Raw genomic sequence first — 16,203 nt, forward strand, 5'->3', positions numbered from 1 at the left:
CCGGAGGTTTGCGTCGCGTGAACGAACATGGGCCGGTGAAGGCCGACGGCAGCGTACCGCCGGAACTCGCGCGGGCTCGCACCTGGATTCTGACCGATGGCAAGGCCGGCGACGAGAACCAGTGCGTCGGCATCGCCGAGGCGCTCGGCCTCACCTACGAGACGCGGCGGATTCCGGACGGACGGCCTCTGACCTGGATGGCCCCCTGGGGGCCGATCGATCCGCGGGACGCGCCGGGCCGGGTCGGCGGCCTGCTGCAAGGCCCGCTTCCCGATGTTCTGATCGCGTCGGGACGGCGTGCCGTGCCCTATCTGCGCGCCGTGCGCCGCGCCTCGGGCGGCAAGACCTTCACAGCCTTCCTGAAGGATCCGCGCACCGGCCACGACACGGCGGACTTCATCTGGGTTCCCGATTACGACGACCTGCGCGGGCCCAACGTCTTCACCACGCTGACGGCGCCACACCCCGTCTCCCGCGCCCGGCTCGATGCTGCCCGTACGACACCCGATCCGCGCCTCGCGCGCCTGCCCTGGCCGCGCATCGCCGTGCTGATCGGCGGGGACAGCCGGCATCTGCGCTACCGCAAAGCCGATATGCAGCGACTCGTGCGCGACCTCACCAAGCTCGCCGAAGGCGGCTGCTCGCTGATGCTGACGGTCTCGCGGCGCACGCCGCCGGACCTGCGCACTGCGCTTGAAAACCTGGTGAAGGACAAGGGCGGCTTCTTCTGGGACGGCAGCGGCGAGAACCCCTATGTCGGCATGCTGGCGATCGCCGACCATATCGTCGTCACTTCCGATTCCGCCAACATGGTCGGCGAGGCCGCGAGCACCGGCGTGCCGCTCCTGCTGTTCGACCTTCCGCGCACCTATATTCGGCACAGGCGGATGTTCGCGGGCCTCGCCATGGCCGGCGCGCTGAAGCCCTTCATCGGGCGCCTGGAGGCCCTGCGCTACACCCCGATCGACGCGACGCCGGAGATCGCCGCAGCCCTGGCCGAAGCGTATGGACAGCATCGTCGGCGCTTCGCATCAGAACGGTCGGACGACGATCGAGCTGCGCCGGCTTCGACTTTGCGCGCACTGTTCTGAGGCGGTGGCCGAGAAAGACGGGACGTTCTCACGCGCCCCGATCTTCGGAAGGAATTTTTTTGCCCGCGCCGTGCAGGATCGGGCGCGACGGAACATAGGACGAGTGGACGGCCGGCCCTTCAGGGACCGTACCCGCCCCTGACAGGAGACGGCACAGATGGCGCACACCCATGCGAGGCTCGTGATCATCGGCTCGGGGCCGGCCGGCTACACCGCCGCGATCTACGCCGCTCGCGCCATGGTCGAGCCCCTGCTGATCTCGGGCTTTCAGCCCGGCGGGCAGCTGATGATCACCACCGACGTCGAGAACTATCCGGGCTTTGCAGAGGCGATTCAGGGCCCCTGGCTGATGGAGCAGATGCGCCTTCAGGCCGAGCATGTCGGAACGAAGATCGTCTCAGAATACATCACATCAGTCGATCTCAACGTCCGCCCGTTCCGGCTGGAGGCTGATTCCGGCGAGACGTACACCTGCGACGCGCTGATCATCGCCACCGGCGCCCAGGCGAAGTGGCTCGGCCTGCCCTCGGAGGCGAAGTTCCAGGGTTTCGGCGTCTCGGCCTGCGCCACCTGCGACGGCTTCTTCTTCCGCGGCAAGGACGTGACAGTGGTTGGTGGCGGCAACACCGCGGTCGAGGAGGCTTTGTATCTGGCCAACCTCGCGAAATCGGTGACCGTGATTCACCGGCGCGGCGAGTTCCGGGCGGAGCGCATCCTGCAGGAGCGCCTGTTCAAGCACCCCAATGTCGCGGTGAAGTGGCACCACGCGGTGGAGGAGATCTGCGGCTCCGATACCCCGCCCTCGGTCACGCATCTGCGCCTGAAGGATCTGCGCACGGGTGAGATCGTCGAGCACGCCACCGACGGCCTGTTCGTGGCCATCGGCCACCAGCCCGCCACCTCGATCTTCGAGGGCCAGTTGCCGATGCGGCATGGCGGCTACATCGCGGTCACGCCGGGCACCACGGCGACCGAGATCCCGGGCGTGTTCGCGGCGGGCGACGTCACCGACGACGTCTACCGCCAAGCGATCACCGCGGCCGGCATGGGCTGCATGGCCGCGCTCGAGGCGGAGAAGTTCCTGGCCAATCTCGATGTCGGCGAGAGCCCGGCCAAGGCCGCAGCCGAGTAGGCGCGCGGTGTCGTGCCTCACGGGCGAGCGGACCTTGGGTGTTTTACGGGCGTTTCAAGTACTGTTCAAAAGAACGCCCCCTTCACCACCATGTCGGACGCGGAGACCGAGCGGGAACAGGCGCTGTCGAAGCATTCAAACCGTTGTTCGATACGCATTTCCCTGTTGATGGCGGCAAAGACGCAACCAAATCGCAAGCCTGTCGCCCTAACCTGAATGCTGCGGGAGCCGGCAGGTTTCGCGAAGAAGCCTCTCGTCGGGCACGGCGGGGCAACAGACTGGCGTCGTGCAACGCCCGAAGGTCGTGGTCCCCGCAACGGGCTGACCGCGACGGGCCGACCTCGACGGGCGGGAGTGACGGCCTTGGATTGGGACAAGATCCGGATTTTCCTCAATGTCGCGGAAGCCGGGAGCTTCACGCGAGCAGGGGACGACATCGGCCTCAGCCAGTCGGCAGTGAGCCGACAGATCAGCGCCCTGGAGCGGGAACTGAAGGCGCCGCTGTTCCATCGGCATGCCCGCGGCCTGATCCTCACCGAGCAGGGCGACCTGCTGTTTCGCGCCGCGCGCGACATGAAGCTTCGGCTGGAGAACACCCGCGCCCGCCTCGTCGAGACCAGCGAGCGCCCCTCCGGCGACCTGCGGGTGACGACGACGGTGGGCTTGGGCACCTCCTGGCTGTCGCAGCGGGTCTCCGAATTCCTCGACCTCTATCCGGATGTGCGGATCGAGCTGGTGCTCACCAACGAGGAACTGGATCTCGCCATGCGGGAGGCCGACATCGCGATCCGCATGCGACGTCCGGCCCAGCCCGACCTGATCCAGCGGCGGCTGTTCACCGTGCATTATCACGCCTTCGCGAGCCCCGATTACGTCAAGCGCTTCGGCGAGCCGAAAACCATCAGCGACCTCGACGAGCACCGGCTCGTCTCGTTCGGCGGCAACGAGCCGTCCTATCTGCTCGCGACCCACTATCTCGCCAGCATCGGCCGCGAGGGGGACGAGCGCCGTCCGGTCCACTTCACGGTCAACAACATCACCGCCCTCCACAAGGCGATGGAGGCGGGCGTCGGCGTCGGCATCCTGCCTGACTACGCGGTCGACGGGAACGAGAGCCTCGTCCAGGTGCTGCGCGAGAGCGAGATGCCGACCATGGAGAGCTATCTCGTCTATGCCGAGGAGATGCGCTCGGTCGCCCGCGTGCAGGCCTTTCGCGATTTCCTCGTCAACAAGGCACAGCGCTGGACTTATTGAAAGCTTGGCCGGGCAACCGGCCGGCAACCGCCCTTGTCGCGCCCCGACTCCCTCGTCTAAGACCGCCCCTCCTGCCGGGCGGTTCGCGAAGCCTCCGGCCGACGCAGCCGGACGGCATGATCGCGATTCACTGCCTCAACGGGCCGAACCTCAACCTCCTGGGCCAGCGCGAGCCGGGCATCTACGGCGCCGCCACGCTCGCCGACATCGAGCGGAGCCTGCGGGATCACGCGGCCCGCCTCGATATCGCCCTGACCTTCCGTCAGACGAATCACGAGGGCGAACTCGTGACGTTCGTGCAGGAGGCCGGCGCCGCCGGGGCCGGAGTGCTCATCAACGCCGCCGCCTACACGCACACCTCGATCGCGCTCCGCGACGCGATCAAGGGAGCGGCGGTGACGGCGGTGGAGATCCACCTCTCGAATGTCCACGCCCGCGAGGAATTCCGACACGTGTCGCGGATCGCTCCGGTCTGTGCAGGTGTGATTTCGGGCTTCGGTCCCCACAGTTACATTGTCGGGCTCGACGCCCTCGCCCATCTCCTGCGCGGACAGCTCCCGTCCGCCTCCTGACGTGAACCAAGAGCCGATGGCCAAGAACGAACCCTTCGATCCCGAACTGGTGCGCGAGCTCGCCCGGATGGTCGCCGAGACCGACCTGAGCGAGATCGAGGTCGAGAAGGGTGACTTGCGCATCCGCGTCGCCCGCAAGATCGAGGCGGTCTCGGTTCAAGTCGCCCCCCCGGTCGCGGCCGCGGCGCCCGTCGCCGCCCCCCCCGCCGCCCTCGCGCCGCCCCCCGCCAAATCCGGCGCGGGCCATCCCGGCGCGGTTCCCTCCCCCATGGTCGGCACCGCCTACCTGCGCCCCTCGCCGGACGCGAAGCCGTTCATCGAGATCGGCACGAAGGTCCAGGCCGGCGACAAGCTGCTGCTGGTCGAGGCCATGAAGACCTTCAACGAAATCGTCGCGCCCCGCGCCGGTACGGTGACCGCGATCTTCGTCGAGGACGGGATGCCGGTCGAGTACGGCGAAGCCCTCCTCGTTCTCGAGTAGCCTCCCCGCGATGTTCGACAAGATCCTGATCGCCAACCGCGGCGAGATCGCACTCCGCATCCTGCGGGCTGCGAAGGAGCTCGGTATCGCCACCGTCGCGGTCCACTCGACCGCCGACGCCGACGCCATGCATGTGCGGCTGGCCGACGAGAGCGTCTGCATCGGCCCGCCGGCCGCCCGCGACAGCTACCTCAACATCCCCTCGATCATCGCCGCCTGCGAGATCACCGGGGCGGATGCCGTTCACCCCGGCTACGGCTTCCTGTCCGAGAATGCCCGCTTCGCGGAGGTGCTGGCGCACCACAACATCGGCTTCATCGGCCCCAAGGCCGAGCATATCCGAATCATGGGCGACAAGATCGAGGCCAAGCGCACCGCAAAGCGCCTCGGCATCCCCTGCGTGCCGGGCTCCGAGGGCGGCGTCAGCGATCCGGACGAGGCCAAAAGGGTCGCCGCCGAGATCGGCTATCCCGTTCTGGTGAAGGCGGCCTCCGGCGGTGGCGGACGCGGCATGAAGGTCGCCCGCTCGGAGGGCGAGCTGGAACAGGCCCTCGACATGGCCCGCACGGAGGCCAAGGCGGCCTTCGGCGACGACGCGGTCTACCTGGAAAAGTACCTGACCAAGCCTCGCCACATCGAGGTGCAGATCCTCGGCGACGGGCGCGGCGGCGCGGTGCATCTGGCCGAGCGCGACTGCTCGCTCCAGCGGCGCCACCAGAAGGTCTGGGAGGAAGGCGGCTCCCCCGCCCTCAACGCCGAGATGCGCGCCGAGATCGGCGGCATCTGCGCCAACGCGATGCGGGAACTGAGCTATCTCGGTGCCGGCACCATCGAGTTCCTCTACGAGGACGGCCGGTTCTACTTCATCGAGATGAACACCCGCATCCAAGTGGAGCATCCCGTCACCGAGATGATCACCGGGATCGACCTCGTGAACGAGCAGATCCGGGTCGCGGCCGGCGGCGGCCTGTCGGTGGCTCAGGAGGATATCAAGATCGAGGGCCACGCCATCGAGTGCCGGATCAACGCCGAGCACCCGGCGACCTTCCGGCCCTCGCCGGGGCTGATCACCTACTTCCACCCGCCGGGCGGCCTCGGCGTGCGGGTCGATTCGGCCGCCTTCCAGGGCTACCGCATTCCGCCGCACTACGACTCGCTGATCGGCAAGCTGATCGTGCACGGGCGCACCCGCAACGAGTGCCTGATGCGCCTGCGCCGGGCGCTCGACGAGTTCGTGGTCGACGGCATCGACACGACGCTGCCGCTGTTCCGCACGCTGGTGCGCAACACCGACGTCCAGAACGGTCAATACGACATCCACTGGCTCGAAGGCTTCCTGGCTCGCGAGGAACTGGCCGGCGTCGAGCCGCGGCGTTGAGAAGACAGGGCTTCGCGGCCCTGTCACGCCCGCCTCCTCGTAACGCCTGCGCCCCGGTGCCGGCTGGCGTCAGGGCCGGGAGCGCGCGACAACGCTCCGATGCATGACAGGCATCCCGTGGACATCACGCCCGACATCCTGCTGAAGGCCTACGCCGCCGGGATCTTCCCGATGGCCGAGGATGCGGATGATCCGACGATCTACTGGGTGGAGCCCCGCGCTCGCGGCGTGCTGCCCCTCGACCGCTTCCACGTGCCGAAGCGGCTCGCCCGCACCGTGCGCTCCGACCTGTTCGAGGTCGTCACCGACCGGGACTTCGACGCGGTGATCGACGGCTGCGCCGCCCCGCGGCGGGACACGGCCCGGACCTGGATCAACGCCCGCATCCGCGATCTCTACGGCGCGCTGTTCGATCTCGGTCATTGTCACACGATCGAGGTCTACCACGAGGGGCGTCTCGCGGGCGGGCTCTACGGCGTTTCGCTGGGGTCTGCCTTCTTCGGCGAGAGCATGTTTCACGAGGTGCGTGACGCCTCGAAGGTCGCCCTGGTTCACCTCGTCGCGCGGCTTCGCGCGGGCGGATACAGGCTCGCCGACACGCAGTTCCTGACGGATCACCTCAGCCAGTTCGGCGTCGAGGAGGTGCCGCGCCACATCTACAAGCGCCAGCTCGCCGCCGCGATCACCGAGCGCGCCGATTGGGGGCCGCGGGACCGGGTTTTTCGCGGCGTCGAGGCGCTGGCCGCCCTCGGGATCGGCAGCGCCGAGGCGTAATCGAGGTTTCGAAAGGACGAGCCCTTTCGCGTATCCAGGGCGGAGCCCGGGTTGAAGGGAAGCCGGGCTTCCACCGCGGCGCCCCGCCAGAGGGATGATCCCTTTGGGATCCCACTTCTTTCAGCCAGGAATCGGCTCGAGCCGCAGCAAGCGACCAGCAAGGGCTGCGGCCGCCTGCGGGTCGATCCGCACAGCCTCACCGACCAAGCCGTCGATGACGAGCGAGGCGATGCCGTGGACGAGTGCCCAGGATCGTAAGGCCTCGTCGGCGGCGCTCGCCCCCGGCACCAGCGTGGCAACCCGCGCGGCCAGCACCGCGTAGGCTGCGGCGGAGGCTTCGCACAGCGCTTGAGGCCGTGCTCCGGGACGCGTGCCGCCACCGAACATCAAGCGAAACAGCCCAGGCTGTGCGCAAGCGAAGGCGACATAGGCCGCCCCTTGCGCGTAGAGGGCTTCACGGTCTGCCCCCTCCCCTCCCTGATCCGCCGCCGCCAGCGCCGCGCGCAACCGCTCGAATCCGACAGTGGCCACCGCCGCAAGCAGAGCATCCTTGTCGGGGAAGTGACGGTAGGGCGCCATCGCCGAGACGCCCGCGCGGCGCGCGGTCTCGCGCAGGCCGAGCGAGGTCGGATCGCCCCCGTCCTCCAGGATTGAGAGGCCGGCCGCAACCAGCGCCTCGCGCAGATCGCCGTGATGGTAGCCGCCCTTGGTCAGGCTCGGATCGATCGTCGATGTTGACACTGTAAGCAACGCACCTATGATTACACCGTAAACATGAGGTTGGTGCCATGCAGAGGTCGAACAGGCAAGCGGCCGTGAACGGCCGACCCCGGCGGGACTCGGTCGATCTCTCCGCCTATCCCGGCCTCGTCGTGGTCTATCTCGGCTTCCGGGTCGGCCGATTTCGCGGGCTGAAAGCGCTACTCGGCATCGGGCGCGGGCTCGCCCAAGTGCAGCGGACGATGCCGGATGGGCTGCTGGCGCACGAGAATCTCGTCTATGGCCTCAACCATATCGGCATGCGGCAGTATTGGCGCGATTTGGAGAGCCTGGAGGCTTTCACCCGCTCCGAGCCGCATAAGACATGGTGGCACGATTTCAGCCGGGATTTCGCCGGTAACGGCTTCTGGCACGAGGCCTACCGTCTCTCTGGCGGGATGGAGGCGATCTATGTCGGCATGCCGCGTCCGATCGGGCTCGGGACCTTCGCCGCCGCCCGCCAGCCGCAGGGACCGTTCATGACTTCTCGGCAGCGGCTGGCTTCGTAAGAGACGCCCGAAGCATCGTCTTTTCAGACAAGCCGGCGGCCACCTTTCGGGACGATGCTCTACCGGAAGATCGCGTCGAAGATCGATTGCGGCTCGCGCGGGGGCGGCGGCGCCGGCGCCGGGCCCTCGTTGTTCGGGAAGAACTTTCGCGAAGGCTTCTGCTTGGGCTGAACCGGGACGCCGCGCGGCCCCTCGACATCGACCTGACCGTTCTGGTTGACCTGTTGCGCGGTCTTGGTCGGATCCGCGCCCTTCTTCTTCGGCTTCTCCTGGCGAGAAGCGAGCGCAGGCACGTCCTCCTGCTCCTTCGCCTCGGCGATCACGTCGGTGCCGCCCTTACAATCGGTCAGCCACACGTCGTAGATCGGGTGCTCGATAGCGTGCAGGCCAGGGCTCGCCGCGAACATCCAGCCTGTGAAGATGCGCCGGTACTTGCTGTCCAGCGTCACCTCGTCGACTTCGAGGAAGGCCGTGGTCTTCGGCGTCTCGGTGGGCGGGCGCGAGTAGCAGACCCGCGGCGTCATCTGCAGCGCGCCGAACTGCACCGTCTCGTCGATGGCGACCTCGAAGGTCACGATCCGGCCGGTGATCTTGTCGAGGCCGGAGAACACCGCGGTCGGGTTCTTGATCTTGTCGGCGGAGGCCGGCAGCGCGGACAGGATCAGCGCCAGCGTGCCGAGCGCGGTCCGGCGCAGAACGGTTGCGGGGATGCGGCTCAAGGCGCCCTCTTGAGTCTGACTCCGGCCGCCACGGCCGGCAAACGATCCGGTCGTTCCAACACCCGAAGGGTGGTGGAAAAAGGGCGGCCGGGTCATTTGCGCCTAGTTCCGCACCGGCTTGGCGCCGATCGACATGCGGAAGATCGTGGTCGGGAAGGCGATCATCGAGGTGCCGCCGTTCATCGCCTTGCTGCGGTTCATCTGCGCGGCCGGGATCCACAGGCCGCCCTCCTCGTCGATCCACATCGCGTCGCCCCAGACCAGCCGCGGGTCCTGCACCAGCGTGCTCTGGCTGCCGTCGGGCGCGAATTTCAGGATGCGCAGATTGTCGGTATCGGAGGCGTAGATGTTGCCGTCGGCGTCGATCGCGGTGCCGCCGGTCGAGACGGTGGCGGCGAACAGCTCGACATGCTTAGCCCGCTCGGCATCGCTCGCCTCTGCGTCGTCGAGCCACTTGGTCTCGACGCGGTAGAGCGGGCCTGTACAGGCTTGGTAATAGAACCACTTGCCGTCCGGCGAGACTTCGAGCTGGTCGGCGTGGATCGCGACCGGCTTGTCCTTCGGGTCGAGCAGCACCTTGTTCTCGCCGGTCAGCGGGCGCTGCGACACGGTCGAGGGATGCCCGTCGAGCACGCGTCGAAGCGCGCCGTCGTCGAGGTCGAGCACGATGATCCCGGGTTGGCCGGCATCGGTCAGGTAGACCTTGCGGTTATGGAAGCGGAAATCGTCGATGAAGCTCTTGTCCGTGGTCGCCTTCTCCAAGGAGAAGACCTTGCGGACCTTGTTCGCCGAGAGATCGATCTGCACGAGCTTCGGCCCGCCGGGCAGCGGCGCCCCACCGAGTTCGGCCGCGCCCTTGTCGACCACCCAGAGGTCGCCGTCCGGGCCGATGCGGATCGCGTTGGCGCCGACGAAGGCTTTTGAAGCATCCTCGCCGGTCTTCCAGCCGTTCCAGGCCGCATCCGGATAGGGCACGGGCTTGCCGTCCACCCACTCGCCGAGCTCGATCCCCTTGTCCTTCTGCTGGCGCTGAAACGGCGAGAACAGCCGCCCATCCTTCGAGCGGGTGACGCCGTTGAAGACGAGGTTCTCGGATTTCAGGACCGGCGTCAGCTCGGAGGGCGCCTGCGCGTCGGCCTCCTGGGCCTGCACGGCGCTCGCGCCGAGACACAGCAGCAGGGCCAAAGTCGTCGCTCGCATGGCTCTCACCCCTTCATCCTTCGATGGAGGGACAAGGCCCGACGCGTCGATCCGTTCAGCTAAAAAAAGCTGAAGCGAGCGATCACGGGTTCGTCTATTCGCCCGGCGTCCACGGCACGTAGTCGCCGGTGGCGGCGGGGCGCTGACCCCAGGAGAGCTGCGAGCCCTTCGGCCGGTAGGCGGCCGCCGTGCCGGTGAGGTTTTCCTCGTGGGCCTTCTGCCACTCACGAGGCTTGTAGTCCTCCTCGCTCGGGGCGACGTCGCCGTTGTGGCACAGCCATGCGCGCCAGCCCGGCGGCACGCGGGAGGCGTCGGCGTAGCCGTTATAGACCACCCAGCGCCGCTCCGAGCCGACCGAGCGGTCGATCAGCGGGCCTTGCGCCTTGTAGTACTTGTTGCCGAGCTCGTCCGAACCGACGAACGTGCCGCTGCGCGCCGTGTAGAGCGCGAGCGACATGGTTTGCCCGTTCCACCACGTGAAGATGCGCAGCAGCGTGTCCTTGAGGGCCATGGTTCCTCCGGCGGGCAACGGGTCCGCGGGCGCCGTCGCCGGGTCGTTATGGTCGTCACGCGCGCGCGAGTCCAGCGCCCTGCGGCGCTGTCGCATTTTCGGCACGCCTGCCCCGTCTCGTGCGACCGTTAACGTTATCAAATTGATCGGCGACTGGCCCGAGTCCAGCCGAGCCTGTGAATCGAAAAAATTTCGCGCGCGATTCATCCAGGCCGAAAGGCCACTTAGCGCGGCGCTCCGGATATCCACAGATTTATGGCGCAGAACACAACATCTAGCGCGGAACACGGGTAGCCGGCACTAGTTATTGACGCAGATGGCCACCCGGACGTAATGTTCGGGCATCGCTTCGGACGGCTCGGCGGGGTTTCTCAAAAACCCCGTTTCCGCATGACGGACAGGCCCGCACTTCGTCGTATGCGGGGCTACGAACCGGCCGGGGCCACTCCGGCTTTTCATCCATGAACTGCGGCCCGCGCCGCGGCACGGGGCCGCTTGGCTCCGAGGGAGAGGGATTCATGCGGTTCGAGCGGCGCTACACCACGGCAGGCCAGTCTCCCTACGCGTCCATCGCCTTCCGCGAGGCGGTGAGCGAGATCCGCAACCCGGACGGCTCGATCGTCTTCCGCCTCGATGGCATCTCGGTGCCCGAGAGCTGGAGCCAGGTCGCCGCCGACGTTCTGGCTCAGAAGTATTTCCGCAAGGCCGGCGTCCCCGCCCGCCTGAAGAAGATCGAGGAGAACAGCGTCCCCTCCTTCCTCTGGCGCTCGGTGCCGGACGAGGCCGCGCTCCGTGAACTGCCCGAGGAGGAGCGCTTCGTCTCCGAGATTTCCTCCACCCAGGTCTTCGACCGGCTGGCCGGCTGCTGGACCTACTGGGGCTGGAAGGGCGGCTACTTCTCGTCGGAAGAAGACGCCGCGGCCTTCATGGACGAGTTGCGCTTCATGCTCGCCCGTCAGATGGTGGCGCCGAACTCGCCGCAATGGTTCAACACCGGCCTGCACTGGGCCTACGGCATCGACGGACCGAGCCAGGGCCATTTCTACTGCGACCCGAAGACCGGCGCGCTGACGAAGTCGGCGACCGCCTACGAGCACCCGCAGCCGCATGCCTGCTTCATCCAGTCCGTGCAGGACGACCTCGTCAACGAGGGCGGCATCATGGACCTGTGGGTGCGTGAGGCACGCCTGTTCAAGTACGGCTCCGGCACCGGCTCGAATTTCTCGATGCTGCGCGCCGAGAACGAAAAGCTCGGTGGCGGCGGCAAGTCGTCCGGCCTGATGTCCTTCCTCAAGATCGGCGACCGGGCGGCGGGCGCGATCAAGTCGGGCGGCACCACGCGGCGCGCCGCCAAGATGGTGATCGTCGACATCGACCACCCCGACATCGAGGCCTTCATCGACTGGAAGGTGAAGGAGGAGCAGAAGGTCGCCGCTCTCGTCACCGGTTCCAAGGTCGTCTCGAAGCACCTGACCCTGGTGATGAAGGCCTGCACCCAGTGCGAGGCCGAGGGCGATGCCTGCTTCGATCCGGAGCGGAATCCCGCCCTCAAGCGCGAGATCAAGGCCGCCCGCAAGGCGATGGTGCCCGACGCCTATATCAAGCGCGTCGTGCAGTTCGCCCGTCAGGGCTTCACCAAGATCGAGTTCCCCGTCTACGACACCGACTGGGATTCGGAGGCCTACCTCACGGTGGCTGGCCAGAACTCCAACAACTCGGTCTCGTTGACCGACGAGTTTTTGCGCGCTGTGGAAGCGGATGGGGACTGGAGCCTGACGGCCCGCACCACGGGCAAGGTGACCAAGACGCTCAAGGCGCGCGAGCTCTGGGAGAAGATCGGCGAGGCGGCCTGGGCTTCCGCCGATCCCGGCCTGCACTTCAACACCACGATGAACGACTGGCACACCTGCCCGACCGGCGGGCGGATCCGGGCCTCGAACCCGTGCTCCGAGTACATGTTCCTCGACGACACGGCCTGCAATCTCGCCTCGGCCAACCTGCTGACGATGTACGATCGTCAGGCCAAGCACTTCGACGTCGAGGCGTTCGAGCACCTCAACCGCCTCTGGACGGTGGTGCTCGAAATCTCGGTGATGATGGCGCAGTTTCCGTCAAAAGAGATCGCCGAGCTTTCCTACAAGTACCGCACGCTCGGCCTCGGCTACGCCAATATCGGCGGCCTGCTGATGACCATGGGCCTGCCCTACGACTCGGATCAGGGCCGGGCACTCGCCGGCGCGCTCACCGCGATCATGACGGGCGTGGCCTATGCCACCTCCGCCGAAATGGCGGCCGAGCTCGGCACCTTCGAGGCCTACCCTGAGAACGCCGAGCACATGCTGCGGGTGATCCGCAACCACCGCCGCGCCGCTCACGGCGAGGCGGCCGGCTACGAGGGCCTGAACGTCGCCCCCGTGCCGCTCGACCACGCCAACATCCCGCAAGACGACATCGGCGCCCATGCCCGCGCCGCCTGGGATCGTGCGCTGTCGCTCGGCGAGCAGCACGGCTACCGCAACGCGCAGGCCACGGTGATCGCGCCGACCGGCACGATCGGCCTCGTGATGGACTGCGACACCACCGGCATCGAGCCCGACTTCGCCCTGGTGAAGTTCAAGAAGCTCGCCGGCGGCGGCTACTTCAAGATCATCAATCAAGCCGCCCCCGACGCCCTGCGGGCGCTCGGCTACCGCGAGGCCGAGATCGCCGAGATCGAGGCCTACGCCGTCGGCCACGGCTCGATGGGCCAGGCGCCCACGATCAACCCCGGCTCCCTGCGGGCGAAGGGTTTTTCGGACGACAAGATCGCGGCGGTGGAAGCCGGGTTGAAGTCGGCCTTCGACATCAAGTTCGTGTTCAACCGCTGGAATCTCGGCGACGATTTCCTGAAGGACACCCTCAAGGTGCCTGCCGAGAAGCTTGCCGATCCGACCTTCGAGCTGTTGCCCTTCCTCGGCTTCTCGAAGAAGGAGATCGAGGCCGCCAACACGCATGTCTGCGGAGCGATGACGCTGGAGGGCGCACCGTTCCTCAAGCGTGAGCACTACGCGGTGTTCGACTGCGCCAATCCCTGCGGACGCACGGGCAAGCGCTACCTCTCGGTCGAGAGCCACATCCGCATGATGGCTGCGGCGCAGCCCTTCATCTCGGGGGCGATCTCCAAGACCATCAACATGCCGAACGACGCGACCGTCGAGGATTGCAAGGCGGCCTACCTGCTGTCCTGGCGCCTCGCGCTCAAGGCGAACGCCCTCTACCGCGACGGCTCGAAGCTGTCGCAGCCGCTCAACTCGGCCCTGATCGCCGACGATGAAGACGAGGTGGAGGACGCGCTCGAGGCGATCATCCAGGCGCCGGCCGCGGCCAAGGCAGCAGCGGCGGCCGAGAAGATCGTCGAGCGGGTGATCGAGCGTGTCGAGCGCATCCGTTCGCGGGAGAAGATGCCCGACCGCCGCAAGGGCTACACCCAGAAGGCGGTCGTCGGTGGGCACAAGGTCTACCTGCGCACGGGCGAGTACGATGACGGGCGCCTCGGCGAGATCTTCATCGACATGCACAAGGAAGGCGCGACCTTCCGGAGCTTGATGAACAACTTCGCCATCGCGATCTCGCTCGGCCTTCAGTACGGCGTGCCTCTGGAGGAATACGTCGAGGCCTTCACCTTCACCCGGTTCGAGCCGGCGGGCTTCGTGCAGGGCAACGACGCGATCAAGAACGCGACCTCGCTGCTCGACTACGTCTTCCGCGAACTGGCCGTGTCCTATCTCGGCCGGACCGATCTCGCCCACGTCAACCCGGCCGAGATCGGCGGCACGGTGCTCGGCGGCGGCGAGGGCGACACCACCCGCGAATCCGGCAAGCCGGCTCCGGCCGCCTCGGCGATCGTCTCCCGCGGCCTGCTGCGCGGCTCCGCCGACCGGCTCACCCTGATCCAGGGTGGTCCAGGGGGCGCCACGACGGGTGTGGCCGCCGCGGCCGCGGGCCAGTCGGCGCCTGCCGGCGGGACGGTCCACGCGGTGCACGGTGCGACGGCCCTGAAGGCGGAGCCGCAGAGCGTCGGCAGCGTCGAGACGCTGCCCTTCGCCAAGCCGGAGCCGAAGGCGGAGCGCAGCGTCGCGGATCGGCGGGCTGAGGCGAAGATGAAGGGCTATGTCGGCGAGGCCTGCCCCGAATGCGCCAACTTCACGCTGGTCCGCAACGGCACCTGCCTGAAGTGCGACACCTGCGGGTCCACGACTGGGTGTTCGTAACCTGACGGCTCGCATCTGTTTGTGCGGCGCGAGGCATAAGATGTTTGGAATTGCTTCTTGGGAGGCCCTGCTTGAGAGGCAAAATTTTCCGAGCCTGCCCTTAGGTTTATTCTCACAGCATGTGCCGATGCAGGAAGCCTGTCGGTCGAAGTACATTCACCTCGACCGACAGGCTTCCGTAGAGCGGGGCGTGTGATGAAAGTTTGAGTTCACCTTCATCCAGTCTCCTCTTGAGCAGAGGTGAATAGCTTCGACTGAATAGGTTCCAGGCTGCCATTGGGATGGCAGCCTGGAACGGCGCGGGGAACAAAACGTGAAAGCTTAGCTGTTGCGCCCGGCCGAAGCTGGACGAGCGTCATCGTCGCTCGCGCAGCCTGGGTTTCCAGTGTCGGGCTCAGCCAATCATTGTGGCATCGCAGCCATTACGATTTCTAGGAATAATCATGCAAAACCGTAGCCTTGGAATAAGTATGTTCCTTGAGAAATATTGTCCCGACCCGGCTGTGTTGACAGCCGCCCTCCACGACGAGCTTCGGGTTCAGACGCTCCACGAGGGCCAAGCCCTCTGTTCAGGCAGTGAAGAGGCGGACTGCCTCTGGATCGTCGAGGAGGGACTGCTTCAGGTCATGGCCGGCGGCCCCATCGCCCGCCGCGAACGGGGCGAGATAATCGGCGAGATGGCATTCCTACGGGGCGCGCCCGGCTCCTCACCCGTACGCGGCAACGACGTTGTGGCAGCCTACCGATCCAAGGTGTGGAGGATCGACCGATCGACAATCGACGCACTCGCCGGGGAAACCAGGGCCCTTTGGTACGAGACCGTCGCGCGGGCCCTGGTCGCGAAACTCGACGAGGCGAGCCTGCAGAGGGCGAGCCAGGCGCGGGATCTCAACAGGGGTGACCGGGCTATCGCGCGCTTGGTCTGCCCGGAGGGCGTGCAGGCGACCAGCGCCATCCTACTCAATGGCGCGGAGGCCATCCCGCCGGTCAAGAGGATGGCCGTGATCTGGTTCAGCGACCTCTCGGGCTTCTCCGCCCACTCCGAGGGGCGGGACGCCGTCGAGGTGGGAGCCACCCTCCGTCGGCTTACGGACCCGCAGGTGGAGGAGATTCAGCGGTCGAACGGGCAGGTCGATAAGCATATGGGTGATGCGGTGATGGCTTTCTGGCTATGCCCGGACGCCCCTCGCCTCAGTAAGGGCGTTGCCGGAGCCACAAGGGCGGCGCTCAAGGCCGCCCGCCGCGTCCAGGCGGCAGCAGCGGAAGCCTCGGCGCCAGTAGGCATCCGGATCGGCCTGCACCTGGGGGAGGTATCCGTCGGCGACTTCGGTGGCGGCGACCGCATCGCCTTCACCATCGTCGGCCAGCCCGTCAACGAGGCGGCGCGATACGAGCAGTTCAAGCCCGACACCCAACAGTCGGGCGGGCGGGTCCGCGTCAGCGACGCGGTCTTCGAGCTACTCCCCAATGACGTTCGCGCCTCCTTTCTACCGAGCCCGGTCGAATTCTTCGACAAGCACCGCAAGCGCTTCGTCGCCTTCCTGTCCTCGAATTAGCCTTAGGTGCCGACATG

General features: G+C 67.0%; 14 protein-coding genes. 10 read left to right on the forward strand and 4 right to left on the reverse strand.

What is annotated here, in order from left to right; all coding sequences use genetic code 11:
* The first annotated feature begins 17 nt into the window (after positions 1-17).
* The 7 genes from FHU13_RS15135 (at position 18) to aat (ending at position 6,682) form a co-directional block, all read left to right on the forward strand.
* The gene (locus tag FHU13_RS15135; protein ID WP_183436691.1) at positions 18-1,091 is read left to right on the forward strand and encodes a mitochondrial fission ELM1 family protein; all 1,074 of its coding nucleotides are present in this window, start codon (positions 18-20) and stop codon (positions 1,089-1,091) included.
* Positions 1,092-1,248: 157 nt separating this feature from the next.
* Positions 1,249-2,223 (forward strand): thioredoxin-disulfide reductase, encoded by a 975-nt coding sequence (gene trxB / locus FHU13_RS15140; protein ID WP_183436692.1) that lies wholly within the window; start codon positions 1,249-1,251, stop codon positions 2,221-2,223.
* A 363-nt stretch (positions 2,224-2,586) separates the two neighbouring features.
* Complete coding sequence (locus FHU13_RS15145) at positions 2,587-3,477, forward strand: LysR family transcriptional regulator (RefSeq protein ID WP_003598214.1); 891 nt, start codon at positions 2,587-2,589, stop codon at positions 3,475-3,477.
* Between the two features lie 116 nt (positions 3,478-3,593).
* Positions 3,594-4,049: a type II 3-dehydroquinate dehydratase gene (gene aroQ, locus FHU13_RS15150; RefSeq protein ID WP_183436693.1), complete on the forward strand. Its 456-nt coding sequence runs from the start codon at positions 3,594-3,596 to the stop codon at positions 4,047-4,049.
* Between the two features lie 16 nt (positions 4,050-4,065).
* On the forward strand, positions 4,066-4,530 hold the full coding sequence (gene accB, locus FHU13_RS15155; protein ID WP_183436694.1) for an acetyl-CoA carboxylase biotin carboxyl carrier protein: 465 nt from the start codon (positions 4,066-4,068) through the stop codon (positions 4,528-4,530).
* A gap of 10 nt (positions 4,531-4,540) precedes the next feature.
* Positions 4,541-5,908 carry an acetyl-CoA carboxylase biotin carboxylase subunit gene (accC, locus tag FHU13_RS15160; protein WP_183436695.1) on the forward strand — a complete coding sequence of 456 codons (1,368 nt, stop codon included), beginning with the start codon at positions 4,541-4,543 and terminating at the stop codon, positions 5,906-5,908.
* Between the two features lie 99 nt (positions 5,909-6,007).
* The gene (gene aat, locus FHU13_RS15165) at positions 6,008-6,682 is read left to right on the forward strand and encodes a leucyl/phenylalanyl-tRNA--protein transferase (RefSeq protein WP_183436696.1); all 675 of its coding nucleotides are present in this window, start codon (positions 6,008-6,010) and stop codon (positions 6,680-6,682) included.
* Between the two features lie 120 nt (positions 6,683-6,802).
* Here the strand turns inward: aat and FHU13_RS15170 are convergent, their stop codons facing one another.
* Positions 6,803-7,423, reverse strand: coding sequence for a TetR/AcrR family transcriptional regulator (locus FHU13_RS15170; protein ID WP_183436697.1), 621 nt, complete (start codon positions 7,421-7,423; stop codon positions 6,803-6,805).
* 47 nt (positions 7,424-7,470) lie between these two features.
* Between FHU13_RS15170 and FHU13_RS15175 the strand changes: the two genes are divergently transcribed.
* Positions 7,471-7,950, forward strand: coding sequence for a monooxygenase family protein (locus FHU13_RS15175; protein ID WP_183436698.1), 480 nt, complete (start codon positions 7,471-7,473; stop codon positions 7,948-7,950).
* Between the two features lie 59 nt (positions 7,951-8,009).
* Here FHU13_RS15175 and FHU13_RS15180 read toward each other — a convergent pair whose 3' ends face one another.
* The 3 genes from FHU13_RS15180 to FHU13_RS15190 all read right to left on the reverse strand — a co-directional run bounded on the left by FHU13_RS15180 (position 8,010) and on the right by FHU13_RS15190 (position 10,380).
* Positions 8,010-8,669: a DUF2155 domain-containing protein gene (locus FHU13_RS15180; RefSeq protein ID WP_183436699.1), complete on the reverse strand. Its 660-nt coding sequence runs from the start codon at positions 8,667-8,669 to the stop codon at positions 8,010-8,012.
* Positions 8,670-8,771: 102 nt separating this feature from the next.
* Entirely contained in the window at positions 8,772-9,869 is a 1,098-nt protein-coding gene (locus FHU13_RS15185; protein ID WP_183436812.1) for an SMP-30/gluconolactonase/LRE family protein, read from the reverse strand.
* Positions 9,870-9,963: 94 nt separating this feature from the next.
* Positions 9,964-10,380 (reverse strand): NADH:ubiquinone oxidoreductase subunit NDUFA12, encoded by a 417-nt coding sequence (locus tag FHU13_RS15190; protein WP_183436700.1) that lies wholly within the window; start codon positions 10,378-10,380, stop codon positions 9,964-9,966.
* Between the two features lie 518 nt (positions 10,381-10,898).
* Here FHU13_RS15190 and FHU13_RS15195 point away from each other — a divergent pair.
* Together FHU13_RS15195 and FHU13_RS15200 are read left to right on the forward strand one after the other, a co-directional pair.
* Positions 10,899-14,630, forward strand: coding sequence for a vitamin B12-dependent ribonucleotide reductase (locus FHU13_RS15195; RefSeq protein ID WP_183436701.1), 3,732 nt, complete (start codon positions 10,899-10,901; stop codon positions 14,628-14,630).
* A 470-nt stretch (positions 14,631-15,100) separates the two neighbouring features.
* Complete coding sequence (locus FHU13_RS15200) at positions 15,101-16,186, forward strand: adenylate/guanylate cyclase domain-containing protein (RefSeq protein ID WP_246714681.1); 1,086 nt, start codon at positions 15,101-15,103, stop codon at positions 16,184-16,186.
* The last annotated feature ends 17 nt before the right edge of the window (positions 16,187-16,203 follow it).

This window comes from Methylobacterium sp. R2-1, assembly GCF_014191355.1.
Taxonomy (GTDB): Bacteria; Pseudomonadota; Alphaproteobacteria; order Rhizobiales; family Beijerinckiaceae; genus Methylobacterium.